At 57.8% G+C, this 14,482-nt stretch carries 15 protein-coding genes; 7 read left to right on the top strand and 8 right to left on the bottom strand.

Annotated elements, in window-relative coordinates:
• Nucleotides 1-3: 3 nt before the first annotated feature.
• Nucleotides 4-885, bottom strand: a complete 882-nt coding sequence (locus AC2FLE_RS14740; protein WP_496697942.1) for an encapsulin — start codon at nt 883-885, stop codon at nt 4-6.
• A 53-nt stretch (nt 886-938) separates the two neighbouring features.
• Nucleotides 939-4,142 carry an adenylate/guanylate cyclase domain-containing protein gene (locus AC2FLE_RS14735; RefSeq protein WP_496697941.1) on the bottom strand — a complete coding sequence of 1,068 codons (3,204 nt, stop codon included), beginning with the start codon at nt 4,140-4,142 and terminating at the stop codon, nt 939-941.
• Nucleotides 4,143-4,590: 448 nt separating this feature from the next.
• Here AC2FLE_RS14735 and AC2FLE_RS14730 point away from each other — a divergent pair, with 448 nt between their 5' ends.
• The 6 genes from AC2FLE_RS14730 (at nt 4,591) to AC2FLE_RS14705 (ending at nt 8,983) form a co-directional block, all read left to right on the top strand.
• Nucleotides 4,591-5,025 (top strand): hypothetical protein, encoded by a 435-nt coding sequence (locus AC2FLE_RS14730; protein ID WP_496697939.1) that lies wholly within the window; start codon nt 4,591-4,593, stop codon nt 5,023-5,025.
• A complete protein-coding gene (locus tag AC2FLE_RS14725; protein WP_496697937.1) occupies nt 5,022-5,687 on the top strand; it encodes a MotA/TolQ/ExbB proton channel family protein in 666 nt (221 codons plus the stop codon). Before AC2FLE_RS14730 ends, AC2FLE_RS14725 begins: the two co-directional genes overlap by 4 nt.
• Nucleotides 5,680-6,045, top strand: coding sequence for a biopolymer transporter ExbD (locus AC2FLE_RS14720; protein ID WP_496697935.1), 366 nt, complete (start codon nt 5,680-5,682; stop codon nt 6,043-6,045). The genes AC2FLE_RS14725 and AC2FLE_RS14720 overlap by 8 nt, the downstream gene beginning before the upstream one ends.
• 4 nt (nt 6,046-6,049) lie before the next feature.
• Complete coding sequence (locus tag AC2FLE_RS14715) at nt 6,050-6,427, top strand: ExbD/TolR family protein (RefSeq protein ID WP_496697933.1); 378 nt, start codon at nt 6,050-6,052, stop codon at nt 6,425-6,427.
• Nucleotides 6,424-7,545 carry an energy transducer TonB family protein gene (locus tag AC2FLE_RS14710; RefSeq protein WP_496697931.1) on the top strand — a complete coding sequence of 374 codons (1,122 nt, stop codon included), beginning with the start codon at nt 6,424-6,426 and terminating at the stop codon, nt 7,543-7,545. Before AC2FLE_RS14715 ends, AC2FLE_RS14710 begins: the two co-directional genes overlap by 4 nt.
• A gap of 430 nt (nt 7,546-7,975) precedes the next feature.
• Nucleotides 7,976-8,983 (top strand): porin, encoded by a 1,008-nt coding sequence (locus tag AC2FLE_RS14705; RefSeq protein WP_496697929.1) that lies wholly within the window; start codon nt 7,976-7,978, stop codon nt 8,981-8,983.
• A 60-nt stretch (nt 8,984-9,043) separates the two neighbouring features.
• On the opposite strand, the gene AC2FLE_RS14700 is transcribed toward AC2FLE_RS14705, so the two are convergent.
• The 5 genes from AC2FLE_RS14700 to AC2FLE_RS14680 are packed head-to-tail and all read right to left on the bottom strand — an operon-like array spanning nt 9,044 to nt 13,250.
• Entirely contained in the window at nt 9,044-9,586 is a 543-nt protein-coding gene (locus tag AC2FLE_RS14700; protein ID WP_496697927.1) for a DUF3833 domain-containing protein, read from the bottom strand.
• Nucleotides 9,583-10,200 carry a DUF3833 domain-containing protein gene (locus tag AC2FLE_RS14695; RefSeq protein WP_496692817.1) on the bottom strand — a complete coding sequence of 206 codons (618 nt, stop codon included), beginning with the start codon at nt 10,198-10,200 and terminating at the stop codon, nt 9,583-9,585. The genes AC2FLE_RS14700 and AC2FLE_RS14695 overlap by 4 nt, the downstream gene beginning before the upstream one ends.
• A complete protein-coding gene (locus AC2FLE_RS14690; protein WP_496697925.1) occupies nt 10,197-11,420 on the bottom strand; it encodes an MFS transporter in 1,224 nt (407 codons plus the stop codon). The genes AC2FLE_RS14695 and AC2FLE_RS14690 overlap by 4 nt, the downstream gene beginning before the upstream one ends.
• Nucleotides 11,420-11,965, bottom strand: a complete 546-nt coding sequence (locus AC2FLE_RS14685; RefSeq protein WP_281995737.1) for a hypothetical protein — start codon at nt 11,963-11,965, stop codon at nt 11,420-11,422. Before AC2FLE_RS14685 ends, AC2FLE_RS14690 begins: the two co-directional genes overlap by 1 nt.
• The gene (locus tag AC2FLE_RS14680; RefSeq protein ID WP_496697923.1) at nt 11,916-13,250 is read right to left on the bottom strand and encodes an NAD(P)/FAD-dependent oxidoreductase; all 1,335 of its coding nucleotides are present in this window, start codon (nt 13,248-13,250) and stop codon (nt 11,916-11,918) included. The genes AC2FLE_RS14685 and AC2FLE_RS14680 overlap by 50 nt, the downstream gene beginning before the upstream one ends.
• Before the next feature lie 178 nt (nt 13,251-13,428).
• On the opposite strand from AC2FLE_RS14680, the gene AC2FLE_RS14675 reads away from it, so the two are divergent.
• Complete coding sequence (locus tag AC2FLE_RS14675) at nt 13,429-14,154, top strand: SDR family NAD(P)-dependent oxidoreductase (RefSeq protein ID WP_496697921.1); 726 nt, start codon at nt 13,429-13,431, stop codon at nt 14,152-14,154.
• A 34-nt stretch (nt 14,155-14,188) separates the two neighbouring features.
• On the opposite strand, the gene AC2FLE_RS14670 is transcribed toward AC2FLE_RS14675, so the two are convergent.
• Complete coding sequence (locus tag AC2FLE_RS14670; RefSeq protein WP_496678465.1) at nt 14,189-14,476, bottom strand: I78 family peptidase inhibitor; 288 nt, start codon at nt 14,474-14,476, stop codon at nt 14,189-14,191.
• Between the last annotated feature and the right edge of the window lie 6 nt (nt 14,477-14,482).

The following is a 14,482-nucleotide window of genomic DNA, read 5'->3' as shown; positions in this document are numbered from 1 at the left end:
CGGTCAGCACGTGATGGTCGAGATAGCCTGAGCTTCTTTGATCCTGAGGCGGAACTTCTGCTGAACGCGGAAGATATGATCGCCATCTGCCGAGGTCTGCAGATATTTGACAGCAATGTCAGAAGGCACAACAATCTCAACCGGTGCGCCCTGCAAAGACACCAGCACGGCCTTGTTCACTGGAAATGCGCCAGACCGCAGCAGCGGCCCGTCCAGAAATGGCAGAATGCTGTCGCGGGGCAGGACCATCGAGTTTTCCATCGGTGTCGTGACCGCCTGGAACAGGCCGTTACCCATCACACAGGCATAGGGCCCAAGATGTCCCAGGGATTCCAGCTGGCTGATCCCGGCAACCACGGCCTCGAAAACCTCGGGGCCGGTAGGCTTTTTCTTGGAACCGCCGGAAATGGGTTGTGCCTCCCCCGCTTCCAGCAGGCCTTCGTATTTTCCACCACCGCTGACGGTATAGACCGGGGGCAGCGTGACGGGTGCGCCGGGCGCGGGTTGGGGGCCTTCACCAGTGCCGGCCTGACCGTTAAAAATGATCTCATCCTCGACCCGTGCGACAATGGCAGCCGCCCGGCGGAACATGATCAGCGCGGCGGCCAGTTCGGGATCTGCAAGCTGTGCGCCTTTGACATGGACGTTCACGGACACTGTCGACAGCCGCGTCGTATCAAAATCATTCACGCCAAAGCGCATCTTTGGACCGGTCGCTTCGGGAACCAGTTCAAGCTTGTTCAGAGGAACCGATTGGGTATCAGCCGGTAGCGGGCCGTAGAGCGGCAGAAAACTGGCAGCAATACGCGCGCGCAACGCTTCATCGTGGACGGCCTTGTTCACGGCGTCCCACTGCTGCTGGTCCAATTCAAGTGCTTCGGTCATCGTCTCCCCCTTCTGGATGGCACTGCGCGGTTAAATCTGGCAGCTATCTAATTTCATAACGTTTTAGCAAATTTGTTCAGGCAATCCAGAGCGCGTTTCTCCTGAACAACTGCCCCGATGTCACGTGCAAGCTGCAGGGCTTGATTTGCCTCAGTGACAGCCTGGTCAAGATCGCCACGGGCGGCCAATGCTTTGGCGCGCACACGGTGATATTCCGGCTTGTTCAACATCTCTCCACGCTCCCACCCGGGCGTGCAAACATGTTCAAGCCGGTTCAGGGCATCCTCGATATGACCCTGATCGATCAACAGCTCGGACAGGACAATCTGGTTTTGCGGGAAGGTAAAGTTGCCGCCAGCCTGGGACACAAGGTCCATATAGGTCCCGACACGAGCAGCCCCCCCGATCACGTCACCTTTGCCCGCCTGAGCCAGACCCAGATAGATATCCTGCATTGCGTGAAGATACAGGAACCCTTCTTCGTCCGCGATCCGACGCGCTTCGTTCATCGTATCGTCCAGCAAGTCCCATTCGCCCGCATACGGAAGGAACATCGACGACGCGCCCATAATGTAAACAAGGTTGGGGGCGTGTTCGAACGGCTTGCTGATTTCGATCGACTTCAGGCGGGCCTCTTCGGCCTCGTCGAATTTGCCAAGCTGCCACAGAAGACAGCCCTGAATGGCAAAGAACGACGCGCTGGTCGAGGACTGGGTCATCGGCATCATGGCCATGTCAAGCTCGGGCGTGATCAGGGCAAGGCCCCGTTCAAGCTGTCTTTCGCAATCGGCAAACTCGCCGCGGAAATAATGAGTATAGCTGAGCGCTCGAGCAGCAAGGACGTTTGTAACCGGATCCGGTGCAAGGCTAGCCATGCCGTCAAGGGCCTGCGCCATCTCAAGTGCGCGGTTCATCTGGCCCGACACAAAGAAATGCGTCCATCGGCAGAAGGTCGCGGCAAACAGGGTTTCGCCCGCACCCAGCGCCTGTGCAAGATGCATCGCACGGGCTGCGGTCTGCCCAACCTGTGTGGATGACCAACCGTGTATCGCCATGAACGCAGGCAACACATTCATCTGAACGCCAAGCTCTACCCCATCTCGTTCGGGACCGCCGGGCATCGTTTCGATATTGCGCAATGCGGCCTGAAAAGCGGCAATCGCCGGTAGGTTCGCAAGGCGGCTGAGGGCCTGTTCACCCGCCAGAACCCAGTGGGTAACAGCCTCGCCCTTAAGACCGCCTAGATCGCAGTGATGCGCCACGGTATCCGGTGTCGGGTTACCAAAAGCCTTGTGACCGGCCAGCAATTCTTTGGCGATTTTCAGGTGAATCTGTTCCCGGTCTTCAAGTAAAAGCGACTGGTACGCTGTGTCCTGCACCAGCGCATGGTGGAACGTGTAAGTCGGCGCCCCGGCTTCGCTGGTGATGGATACCAGACCTGCACCGATCAGTTGGATCAATGCCGATTCCACATCCGTTTCCTTGGGCGCTACCGCATGGATCATCGCCGACGTGAAGCTGCGGCCAATCACGGATCCCAACTGCGCTACAGGTCGCGCATTTTCCATCCGGTCCAGCCGCGACATCAGCGAGTCATGAAGAGTTGCGGGGATACTGAGGGTTCCCATTACCCCGGCGTCGATGGGTACGTCCTGCGGCAGCTGATCCAGAACCGCCTTGGTCATTTCCTCGATATAAAGCGGCACACCATCGGCTTTTTCGACAATCTGTCTGACCAAAGTGACCGGCAGGCTGCGCGGTACGGCAACACGGCGCACCAGTTCAGACGCTTCGAGAACCGAAAGAGGTGTCAATTCGACGATTGACGCGCGGCCTTCAAAATGTTCCGGAGGCTCGTATTCAGGGCGGTGCGTCAGAACCACAAGGATGGGCAATTGGTCCAAGGCGTCGATCAGCGCGTCCAAGGCATCCAGCGTGGTTGCGTCCGCCCAGTGCACATCTTCGAATACCAACAGCAATGACCCGCGTTCATCGCAGATGCTCCCGGCACAGCGGATCAGCAAATCCAAAGATTTGCGGGCTTTCTTGATCGGATCGGGTTCGACCGGAGCGTCAGTTTCAAACCCGGCCAAATCCAATAGCAGCGCAGCATCTTCTTCGGTCAAACGAGAGGCGTTTTTCGCGTATTCCCTGATCGACTCGGTTACCTTGTCGGTATCAGTCTCATCCCCTGCAAACCGCCGAAGCTCGGCACGCAGCGGGTGCAGGGGCAAACTGGCAAGATGCGGGACACATTGCAGGGTCATAGGCCTTTGTCCCAGCGTTTTGCTGAGGGAATTGATCAGGCGCGATTTCCCGATACCGGCCGGGCCACCAACCAGCGCAACCTGACCCGATCCGCGCAGCACATGATCCCAAAGCCCTGTCAGGCCGGTCAGGTCGTCTTCGCGGGCAACCAATTTGACCGTCGACTTGCCGGTGCGCGCGTCGAACCGGCTGGCGGCGATCTTTTCGTCAATAACGCGGAAGACCGAGCGCTCACCATCAAATCCCTTCAATTCGTGATTGCCGCGCGGTTCAAAGTTGAAGGCCCCTTTTGTCAGGCGCCATGTCTCGGACGAGACGACAACTTCACCGGGATTGGCCAATCCCTGAAGGCGTGAGGCAAGGTTGGCCGTTTCGCCAACAATGAAATCCTGTGTTCCCAGGCTGGCAGAGGAAACAACCCCGACAACGACAACTCCGGTTGCGATTCCCGCGCGCAGGTCCAGGTTTTCACCGAACTTGTTTTCCAGATTCTGAACCGCTTCGATGGTTTCCAAAACCGCACGCACCGCGCGCTCGGTATCATCTTCAGTGGCTTTCGGATATCCGAAATACATCATGATGCCATCGCCCTGCTTATAAGCCAGGTGGCATCCGTGTTGTTTCATCGTGCCGATGGCGGTGTCCAGATACAGATTCATGATCTGCATCAGCTCTTCCGGATCATGCCGTTGTGCTAATTGTGTGGACCCGACCAGATCGCAGAATACAAGCGTCAGCTGTCGCCGTTCGGCCACGCGGGACATTGCGGGTTTGTCGGACGCTTCCTGAAGCTTCAGTTCTGCCTGTGTTTGCCGAAAACGTTTCCTTTGACCGACCGTCAAACCCAGATCTCGAAGTTCCGGGTCTGTCAATTCGTCCAATATTACGTCGTCTATCCCTTCTTCGAGAAACCGCGCGCTGAAGTCATGTAGATCGGCGTTTTGCAGAATAGTTGAAAGGCGTGTGGATTTCCCGATGACAGTCGTCATTGATCAGCGCTTGCCCCCTGGTACTTCTTCGGCACATCTTTGCATGCCTCATTCGCGTCAATATCGCGCCGAATCCAAAAGATTGACGTGGTATCAGACCAATTTGGTAACAAGTGTGGCAGATGTCGGGCCGAATTGCTATGATATTGCGGTCAAGCCTCCCAAATGAATGGTTTTGTTGTCAAATCGGAACCAGCCCGGTGTGGTCGCACCACTCAGAGGCAATTTCGGTCGGTCCGAGGTTAATTGGCACCAGGTACAAGGCCTCAGGGGTTCAGGTTAATCCGGCCGGAAACCAGTGGCCTGACCGGATGGCCGTAAATATGCCGGTTGGTCACAAATGCGTCGCGAGCCCTTTCGCGGGCCATAGCTCTTGGATAAAAGAATAACGCGCCAGCACCGAAACGCCGGCCTTCGATGTCTTCATTGAATTACCGGGAGAATACCTGTGACGTCTTTCCGCCTGGCGAAACTAGCGATCCTTTGTCTTGGCATTCCAACCATGTCCCTTGCGCAATCCGCCGAGGACCCAAGCGCTGGGCTGTTGATGGAACTGAACAATCTGCAACAGGTCGATGGCAACTGCCGACTGTCATTTCTGTTGCAAAATCAGACCGGTGCCGAGATTGAGGCCGCCAATTTTGAAACCGTTATCTTTAACGCGGAGGGCAATGTTGTCAGCCTGTCGTTGTATAATTTCCGCGATATTCCTGCGGGACGTCTGCGGGTGCGGCAGTTCAGCATCGCGGACATGAGCTGCGGCGATGTTGGCCGGATTCTGATCAACGGATCCAATACATGTACGGTCGAAGGCGCCGAAAGCGATCTTTGCGACGAAGCCCTTACGCTAAACAACCGAACAGATGTGGAGTTTCTCAGATGAGCCCGCTTGATGCTTTGCGTGAAATTGTTGCCCTTGGCGGGCCAGTGGTTGCGGTCCTGATCGCCATGTCGATCGTGACGCTGGCCGTCACGCTGTACAAGCTTTGGCAGTTCACGGTTTCCGGTGTCGGTCGGCACAAGATCCTGTCCCAGGCGCTTGCGGCCTGGGATGCCGGTGACACGCAAGCCGCAAGGGCCAAGCTGGCGGAAAGCCGCAGCTATCTTGCGCCGCTGGTCAGCACTGCCATGGATGCGCCCATCATGCCCGGGTTGGACCAAAGGCTGGATGCCGAGGCCGGGTTGGCCTTGGCGGGCCTTGAACGCGGCTTTCGCCTGCTGGACACCGTGGCACAGCTGGCGCCTCTGCTGGGCCTGTTCGGCACCGTCCTTGGCATGATCGAAGCGTTCCAGAGCCTTCAGACTGCCGGATCGTCGGTTGATCCCTCGCTGCTTGCGGGCGGTATCTGGGTAGCGCTGGTCACCACAGCGGTTGGTCTGGCCGTGGCGATGCCGACCTCGATGGTTCTGTCCTGGTTCGAAAGTCGCACTGCGCGCGAACGGGTTTTTGCCGACAAGGCCTTGAGGACCGTTCTTGTTCCGGGGCGGGGATCGTCAGACTCTGCCCAGGTGGCCGCTGTCCCAACGACAGCAGATCATGCGTAATTCTGCACCATTTGTGCGACGGCCAATGTCGATGACGCCGCTCATCGACATCATATTCCTCTTGTTGCTCTTCTTCATGCTGACCTCGACATTCTCGAAATATGCCGAGATCGAGTTAAGCAGCGCCACCGGTGGCGCCTCTGCCGACGAAGTTACGGGTCAGCGGGTATTTCTCCAGCTGGGGTCGGAACGCCTGATCCTGAACGGCGTGCCGGTCACACTGGACGAGTTGGTCGCGCAGGTAGATACCGGGCAGGTATTGGTCAGCCTTGACCCGGATACAACTTCGCAAAGGCTGGTGGATCTGCTGGTGCGGTTGCGTGGCCGTGACGGGTTGAGCGTTCTGGTGCTGGAGTGAGGCGATGATCCGCAATCTTCGACCCCGCCGCAAACGCGATTCGACCATTGCTTTGATCAATGTCGTGTTTCTGATGCTGATCTTCTTTTTGATCACCGGAACGATAGCGCCGCCGCTGGATCCGGATCTGCAACTTGTGGATACGTCAGAACTGGATGGCAGTGAGCCTCCCGACGCATTGGTTCTGCACAAGAACGGATTGCTCAGCTTTCGGGGCCGCCCGATGACCCCCGAAGTTTATATGGCCGGTCGCGACCCCGCGCCGGTGCGCATCGTGCCCGACCGTGAAGCACCGGGCCACCGGCTGATCGAGGTGACCGGCACTTTGCGGCGGCTGGGGGCAACCTCAGTCTTTGTAGTGACCGAAAAGGCGCTGGAATGATCAGACGCTCGGTTGTCATTGCGACTATTGCGGTCCTGGTGTCGCTGTTGATTCACTTAGTCGGGTTGAGCGTGACGGCGCCCCGTCTGACTGAAACCACGGAACCTGCAGGCCCGGCCGATGCCATCGCGCTGGGCAATGAGTTCGAAGAGATTGCCGATGTCGTTGCGGACCCGGTTGAGCCCGAGCCTGCCCCAGAATCCGAACTGGAACCGGAAGAGCCGCTGGCGCCCGAACCGGAACCCGAAGAAGTGCCGGTCAGCGAAGCATTGGTCGCCTCTGATAACCCTCAGCAGGTCCCTTCACCCGATCTGGGCAAATCCGAAATTGTGCGCCCCGTGGTGACGGAAACGGTTGAGCCGTCTGAAACCGAGTCTGAGACACCTTCGGAGACGAATGAGGCCGCCAGCCAAGACACGGATGCCACGCCTCTGGCCGAACCCAGTGAACAGGCCGAAACAACGGAGGGAGAGCCCGAAACCAGCCCGGCGCAAGCCGAAGAACAGGCAGCGCTTGACCCGCCCCTGGCCGAGGTTCCAACGCCCAAACCATCACCGGTTCCAGAGATACCGCTGATAGCTGAGACGCCCGAGGTCGACATCCCACTTGTCGAACCCGAACCTGAGGCGGAGGAAGAGACAGAGACGGCACTGACCTCTTCGGTGCGTCCGAAGCTACCGGATCAACGGCCTAGTTCCAAACCGCAGGGCGTCTTGCCGGGCTCCAACGATTTCAGTGATCTACGGTTCCCTGAGAAAGAAGTCGAATCCCCGCTGTCGCAGTACAAACGCGCGGGAATTGACCCGTTCACACGCGGCAACACCAGTGCCGGTTCAGGGGGAAGGGGGCCAGGCAATTCCACCAAAACCAACTATGCTGGCCGTGTGCTCATGCATCTGAACCGGGCCCCTTTGGTCTATGTTTCGGCGCGCGGTTTCGCTCAGGTCTTTTTTCAGATCAACCCGGATGGCACCTTGGCCTTTGTCGATGTGGTCGACAGCTCTGGATCCCCCGAAGTCGACCGTGCTGCCAAGGCGCAGGTTCGTGCGGCGTCACCTTTCCCGTTGCCCCCTGGCGGTGTCAGCCGCAGCCTGTCATTTTTCTATAACAGCAACTAGCAAATGGTGCCGTAGCAGGATCGCATATTACCCGAGGCGCGGCTGGGCATTATGCCGTCTGAATGGGCGTGGCAATTCCCGGAATGCGGACTCTCAGATTGCGACTCACCTGAAATTGGGCTGCAGTCACAACAGGGCTAGGGACCGAGAATCCCTGAATCATGCGACCTGTCAATAATTCCCGGTTTAAAGAGGTGGTCTGGCTTTTTTGCGTTCAAATTTTTGTAACGTTTCCAATGAGCGAACAAAGTGCTCGAAAAGCTTGAATATCTGTGCCCTGCGGCCTTTTTGCCCGGTGCAAAGTGGCAACACCGTCGCAGGCAGAGGGCGTGGAAAATCCCGTCTCGCTATTGTGCCCATGCTGAAATTATTCGACCAATTTAGCCGCCGCTTCGGTGGCACTACTCCTCTCAAAACTTATGGATTAACCATGAAAAACGTACTCATCGCATCGACCGCGCTGATTGCAACCGCCAGTGTTGCTGCCGCGGAAGTCAAATTCAGCGGCTATGGCCGCTTTGGTCTGGGCTATGAAGAAGACCGTTCAGCAACCACCACCACAACGACCGCGTCTGGTGCGGTCAATGCAAACAACGCCTCGACCGACGATACCATTTTGGTGTCGCGTTTTCGTCTGAACATCGACGCCAGTGCCGAAACAGATGGCGGCGTTGAATTCCAGGGCCGTGTTCGTCTGCAGGCGGATGACGATTCAAGCACCGGCGAGCAGAACGAAGCTGGCCTGAATGGCGCCCGTTTCTCGGTTATCTATGGCGGCCTGCGTGTTGACGCCGGTAACGTTTCGGGTTCGTTCGACAACCTGGATGACTACTTCGGTACCGAGCCGGGCCTGGAAGAATTCCTGGGTCAGTATTCGGGCGTGAACTATTCCTTCCTGGAATACAGCTCAACCGGCACGGGCGCGAATGCTGTGTTCTTCCGCTACACCGTTGGCGATCTGGCATTCTCGGCATCCTATGACCAGGACACGAAATTCCTGGGCGCAGGCATCACTGACGACCGTGACCGCTGGGACGTAAGCGCATCTTATACCTTCAACAACTTCACCGCCTCGCTGGCATATGGTGAAACTGATGAAGGTGCAGGCGTTGACAAGGAAAGCCTGACTGTTCTGACCCTGGGTGCAGAACTGGGCGATTTCTACGGCACCCTGTTCGTGGCTGACGATGACGTCAACAACGACGCCGAAGACGGCACCGCTTATGGTTTCTCGGTCGCCTATGATCTGGGTGCGGCAACCACGCTGCAGCTGGTTTACGGTGACGGTTCGGCTGACGACGACACCCGCAACATCGGTGTTGGCGCCATCTATGACCTGGGCGGCGGTGTATCGCTGCGTGGTGCAGTTGGCGAGATCAAAGACGGCGACGACGACGGCAAGATCCGTGCCGACTTTGGTGCTCAGTTCAACTTCTAAGCTGATCTGAACCAGATTGATCTAAGGGCGGGCCTTCGGGTTCGCCCTTTTTCTGTCTGACTATTTCTTTTCAAAGAACAAAATGACCTCACCCAGCCGGATGCCATAGCGCGAGACATAGGCCCGGTTCAGCAGCCGGTCATCGCTCAGCATCCACATCCAGTCATCGAAATCGACCCGCATGGTCCCATCCTTGACGGGCAGGTCGATCTTGTAGGTCCAGTTGAACGTATCGCCACGCTCGATCCCGCTGGCGGTGCCCAGCACGCCGGGGGCTGTGCCGGTCCAGCTATCCTTGCCGGTTTTGGTCAGGGTCCAGACGCGCTGCTCGGTTGCGCCGTCGTCATAGACGAAATCCTCGATCAGGGTCAGCGTCTCGCCATCCCATGTACCATTGATATCAACAGTGAACCGGCGTGGCACATTGCCCAGAACATCCTGAAATTGACCATAGGCCACAGTCTGACCCTCAAAGAACTCTTCCAGGTTCAACTGCCGATCGGACAAAAAGGTCTTGGGGGTTCGGGGTTTCGCGGAGCAGGCAGCCAGAACGGTCAGCCCCAGAACAGCAAGGCCAGCGATGAAAACACGACGTGGTTTCATTGCAGCACCCGTGTTTCAGCGGCGGTGTCATGGCCATTCGCCCGGTCCAGATAGGCCGATTTGGTGGAGGGCGCCGGGCGCATGGTGGCTATCAGCTCGGCGACTTTGATGCCGAACTTTCGCATCTCGGACCGGTTCATGATCACGCCACTTTCCGTCAAGTACATCCAGTCGGTTACGTCCAGCGTGTGTCCCCCTGCGTCCTCGGGCAGGATGATCTTGTAGGTCAGCTTTACGGTCGAGCCCGAGACCGTGCCGCGCCCTTCGCCCACGATGTCATCTGCTGTCGCAATGAATGTGTTTCCTGTGCCCAGAGTCAGATACCATTTGCGGGCCATCTTCTTGCCGTTGGAATAGGTGAAATTCTCGGTCAGGGTGCCTGTGTTGCCGTCCCATTCCCCGACCATACGGGCGACAAAGCTGTTCGACATCTTACCGTCGGGGCCATAGATCAGCCCTTCGGACAGGATCTCCCCGTTCAGGTTTTCCTTCATCTCAAAGGCGGGGCCGGTACCGCTGTAATCCTCAGGCGATTGGGCCCGAAAGCTAAGATAGCGCCCCTTTGCAATGGACAGGGCGAAGATGATGAGCAGGGCTATAGCAAGTAGTTTCATTTGGCTGAGACCTCAGTTGGCAGCGTCAGGACCATTCCAAACGCGCCGAGTTTCAGGATGCAGGGCAAAATGGCATAGGCGAGGTTGAGCGTTTGCAGCGCCTCGGCTAAATTTGCCTGTCCCGGAGTGAATCCGCTGCGTTCCAGCAATGGCAGGGTGAAAAAGGCCGCCAGGGCCAGCCCCAGCTTGCCCGCAAATGACCAGATGCCGAATGCGGCGGATGCGTTCAGACCTGCGCGTGTCAGAGCGACCGAGAACATGGCCGGCAGCACCACCATATCCGCCCCAAGTGCGGCGCCCGATGCAATGCAGATCAGGGCGAACCCGGCTAGGCTGCCGGTTGACAGCGTCGCGGCGCTGACAAAGGCCGCAATCGACAGCGGCATGGCGATCATTAGGGTCTGTTTCGGGCCAATTCGATTGCTGAGTCGCGCCCAAAGGGGCACGCTTGCCCCCGCGCTGAGGAAGAACAAGATCAACAGCGGTCCTGCCATGCCCGGCAGTTGCAGCCGGTCTTCGACAAAGAATAGAAACAGGGTCGAGGTGATGGCGACCGGCAAGCTGTTGATCAGCGCCAGAACCAGCAGGCGTAAGGCTCCGGCATCGCCCAGCCCTGCAAAGGTCAGGGCCTGTCCGGTGATCGGCGCGCGCCGCCAGATCGGGATAGTTAGGGCAAGGGCCAGAATGGCGATGAGGCCCAAAAACAGCCCGAACGCAGGATAGCCCTGCGCCTGCGCGCCAATGGCTACAAACAGCGCGGGGGCACTTGCGGCAAGTATCACGCCGGTTAGCTGCCCGCCCTCGCGATAGGCGGCGAGTGTCATCAGCTCGGACGGGGTGGGCGTTTTGGCCAACGTGGCGCTGCGGCCATAGAGCAGGATGGTTCCCAGGCTGTAGGCTGAAAACAGCAGGATAAGGATGGCCACCAAACTGGCAACGGACGCGCCCTCAGACAGAGTGAACAGCAGCGGGAAGCCAACCGCCAGCCCAAGTGCGGCGAGGGCAGCAAACAAAAGCTGGCCACCAGGCCACCGGTCAATCGCCCAGCCAATCAGGGGATCCTGCACAAGGTCAACCAAACGGATCAGCAACAGGACGGCGCCGATCACCCCAAGGCCAATGCCCAGATTGACCGCCGCAAAACGCGGCAGGTGAATGTAAAGCGGGATGCCTGCAGCGGCGAGCATCAACGCATAGAGACTGACCCGGGGATACAGCATCACTGACCCTTCAACTGCCGGGTAAAGTTGGCCGATCTGGTGTTGCTGCCAAGAAAGATCGACATGAATGCGCGCGTGATGCCCGGGCTCGACAAGGTGCAGGTTCTGCTGCCATTGCGCCAGAACCCGATCTTGTCCGGCCCCTCCGAGATTGCCAAATAGCTGTCGCCTTTGCTGACGGCCTGAAAACAGGCCTGCAACTGATCGGCGGTTGGAGTCGGGTTGCCCTGTCGCACCATTTCGTCAAGCGTCGACTTGATCAGAGCCTTCTGCGCGATGGATTTGCGGTATGTCAGTTTCAGTCCGAACTCTTGATTCCAGTCAAACGGTGCGCCGCCGGGCGTATAAAGCCTGGCATCGTAAACCGGCAAACCCAGGAACCGGAACGTAGAGCTGCCCAGAACTTTTGGATCGTCCAACCGTTCAGCCAAAGGTGACGCCGCTAAACCGCAGGGCAGCACCATCGCCAGCGCCAGTATGGCCTGGCGCAACAGCTCAAAGATCGGCCGCAACAGGGATGGCCGCGATCTGTTCGGGGGTGCCATTGTCTGCTCCGATGGTTTGCGGGCCGCCAGTGATCCGCTCGACGACATGCATGGCGCTGGCAATCCCGTCTTCGTGAAACCCGTGCCGGTTATAGGCGCCCGCAAACCAGGTGCGGTTCTGTCCCTGCATCTCGCGGATTTGCCCCTGTGCCCAAAGTGCGGCCTTGTCAAAAACCGGATGGGCGAATTCGACCTCATCATAGATCTTGTCGGCGGCGATCTCGGATGAGGCGTTCAGCGTCACAAACAGCGGGTCACTGTCGGGAATATTCTGCAGCCTGTTCATCCAATAGGTCACCCCGACATTCCCGGCCTGCGAGCGATAGGTCCAGCTGGACCAGCAGGCCCGGCGTTTGGGCATCTGCGACGGATCGCAATGCAGGATGGCCGTGTTGGGCTGATACTGGATCGCGCCAAGCGCGGCTGCTTCGGCTGGGGTGGCATCCTGGCCCAGAATGGCAAGGGATTGATCCGAGTGGGTGGCCAGAATGATCTCATCATACTGATCCGACTGGCCTTGGCTGTGAACGGTCACGCCTATCTCATTGCGCTGAACCCTCTGAACGGGGCTGGCCAGACGTATTTCGGCCCCGCGGGCACGCAGGGTGGCGTCAATCCGGCGGACATATTCAATGCTGCCACCCTTTACCGTGTACCATTGGTGCTGATTGGCGCGGCCATTGGCCAGCAGAGCGTGATTGCTAAAGAACTGCACCAGCGACCGCGCTGGGAATTGATCCACAAATTCAACTGGGGTCGACCAGATCGCACCGCACATGGGCATCAGGTAATTGTGCCGGAACCAGTGCCCCAACTGCAACTGATCAACCAGCTCTCCGATCGTTGTGTCATCGTCCTTGGCTGCGTCCGGGGCCTCTCTGCCAAAACGCAGGATGTCGGCGATCATCTTGTAATAGGCCGGCCGCGCAAGGTTGCGTTTCTGCGCCGTAAGAGTGCGCAGGTTGTTCAGCCCGTATTCGATGCGCCCGTTGTCGATGGTCGCACCAAAGCTCATCTCGGATTTTTCGACAGGCACGTTCAGCGTATCGAACAACCGTGTCAGGTAAGGGTAGGTGGCATAGTTGAAGACGATAAAACCGGTATCGACGGGCTGATCGCCATTTTTTCCCGCCGTGACCGTGCGGGCATGCCCGCCAAGCCTGGGTTCAGCCTCAAAGAGTGTCACGTCATTGTTTTCGGAAAGATAATAAGCCGCTGAAAGGCCTGAGATGCCTGCGCCAACTATGGCGATTTTTTTCCTGCCCCTTTGGGTTTCGTCGAACATGATAGCCTCGTTACGTGACGTTTTGATAATGAATACGCAGTAGGAGCAGGATTGGATCATTCAAGACAGGGGTTTTTCAGGTGCGGCTGCAATTTAGCGGCCTCACCGCGAGCAACCGAAGGTGATCCAAACTGGCCGTGTAACCGTATCGAAATAACACAATTCAGAAATGGTCGGCATGAACAGCTTTGACGGGAAAACTTATTGGATAGTTGGCGCAAGCGAAGGTCTGGGTCGTGCATTGGCGCAGGCTCTAAGCAATCGCGGCGCCCGGGTGATCCTGTCGGCGCGAAACGCGAAACGCCTGGATGAAATCTGCAGCATTCTGCCAAATTCAAAAGCCATTCGTTGCGATGTCGCTGATTTAGACTCTGTTCGACGTGCCGCTTCCGCTGCCGGAAAGGTGGATGGCCTTATCTATAATGCCGGGGCTTATGACCCGATGCGCAGCACTGAGTGGAACACTGAGGCTGCTCTTCGGATGTCCGATGTGAATTTTCAGGGCGCTTTGCGGGTTCTGGGCGAAGTACTTCCTGGGTTTGTTAAGGCCGGGCAGGGGGAGATCACGCTGATCGGGTCGCTGTCCGGCTATCATGGCCTGCCATCTGCAGTTGGGTATGGTGCCAGCAAGGCGGCTTTGATTTCACTGGCAGAAACCATGCGGCATGATCTGGCGGGTTCGGGCGTCACGGTTCGGATCGTAAATCCCGGCTTCATCAAGACTCGCCTGACCGAAAAGAACAGTTTCAAGATGCCGATGCTGATGACGCCTCAGGGCGCGGCCCAGCATGTGGTTCGGGCAATGTCCCGCCACAGATTCCGCACAGACTTCCCAGCGCCGTTTTCATGGCTGATCCGCCTTGTAGGCTATTTGCCGGATTGGGTGATATATCGCGGAAGATAGGCCCTAACAATGGGGTTTTGAGCTTCTGCCAGGCTTAACCGCAGGTCAGGTTCTGTATGATCCCCGAGCCGTCCACAAAGACGTTCAACCGGTCGATGCGATAATCCTGTGTGGCGATGTCATCGGGGCCTAAAACGCGCGACCGTTCGGGTAATTGCGACTGAATGGTCGATACAGGCTTGCCAATCGCATCGGCAAATGGCTCTCCTCTGCAAAAAGCCAAATCGACCGGGGCGGGTTCAAGTGGCAGTGGCGCGTCCTCAGGAGCGGGCGACTCCGTACATGCGACCAGCAAAATCAAAACAGGGGTCAAACGGCGCATTGGCGC

The sequence above is a fragment of the Ruegeria sp. CDSA077 genome (assembly GCF_059612265.1).
Note: the sequence above shows the minus strand (reverse complement) of the source record. Positions and strands in the feature narration are given on the sequence as shown.

Excerpts from the sequence above, each read along its gene's own strand:
- AC2FLE_RS14685 (WP_281995737.1), bottom strand. The coding sequence starts at position 11,965 with ATGGCACCCCCGAACAGATCGCGGCCATCCCTGTTGCGGCCGATCTTT.
- AC2FLE_RS14725 (WP_496697937.1), top strand. The coding sequence starts at position 5,022 with ATGAGCCCGCTTGATGCTTTGCGTGAAATTGTTGCCCTTGGCGGGCCA.
- AC2FLE_RS14720 (WP_496697935.1), top strand. The coding sequence starts at position 5,680 with ATGCGTAATTCTGCACCATTTGTGCGACGGCCAATGTCGATGACGCCG.
- AC2FLE_RS14715 (WP_496697933.1), top strand. The coding sequence starts at position 6,050 with ATGATCCGCAATCTTCGACCCCGCCGCAAACGCGATTCGACCATTGCT.
- AC2FLE_RS14700 (WP_496697927.1), bottom strand. The coding sequence starts at position 9,586 with ATGAAACCACGTCGTGTTTTCATCGCTGGCCTTGCTGTTCTGGGGCTG.
- AC2FLE_RS14705 (WP_496697929.1), top strand. The coding sequence starts at position 7,976 with ATGAAAAACGTACTCATCGCATCGACCGCGCTGATTGCAACCGCCAGT.
- AC2FLE_RS14690 (WP_496697925.1), bottom strand. The coding sequence starts at position 11,420 with ATGCTGTATCCCCGGGTCAGTCTCTATGCGTTGATGCTCGCCGCTGCA.
- AC2FLE_RS14680 (WP_496697923.1), bottom strand. The coding sequence starts at position 13,250 with ATGTTCGACGAAACCCAAAGGGGCAGGAAAAAAATCGCCATAGTTGGC.
- AC2FLE_RS14695 (WP_496692817.1), bottom strand. The coding sequence starts at position 10,200 with ATGAAACTACTTGCTATAGCCCTGCTCATCATCTTCGCCCTGTCCATT.
- AC2FLE_RS14740 (WP_496697942.1), bottom strand. The coding sequence starts at position 885 with ATGACCGAAGCACTTGAATTGGACCAGCAGCAGTGGGACGCCGTGAAC.
- AC2FLE_RS14735 (WP_496697941.1), bottom strand. The coding sequence starts at position 4,142 with ATGACGACTGTCATCGGGAAATCCACACGCCTTTCAACTATTCTGCAA.
- AC2FLE_RS14670 (WP_496678465.1), bottom strand. The coding sequence starts at position 14,476 with ATGCGCCGTTTGACCCCTGTTTTGATTTTGCTGGTCGCATGTACGGAG.
- AC2FLE_RS14710 (WP_496697931.1), top strand. The coding sequence starts at position 6,424 with ATGATCAGACGCTCGGTTGTCATTGCGACTATTGCGGTCCTGGTGTCG.
- AC2FLE_RS14675 (WP_496697921.1), top strand. The coding sequence starts at position 13,429 with ATGAACAGCTTTGACGGGAAAACTTATTGGATAGTTGGCGCAAGCGAA.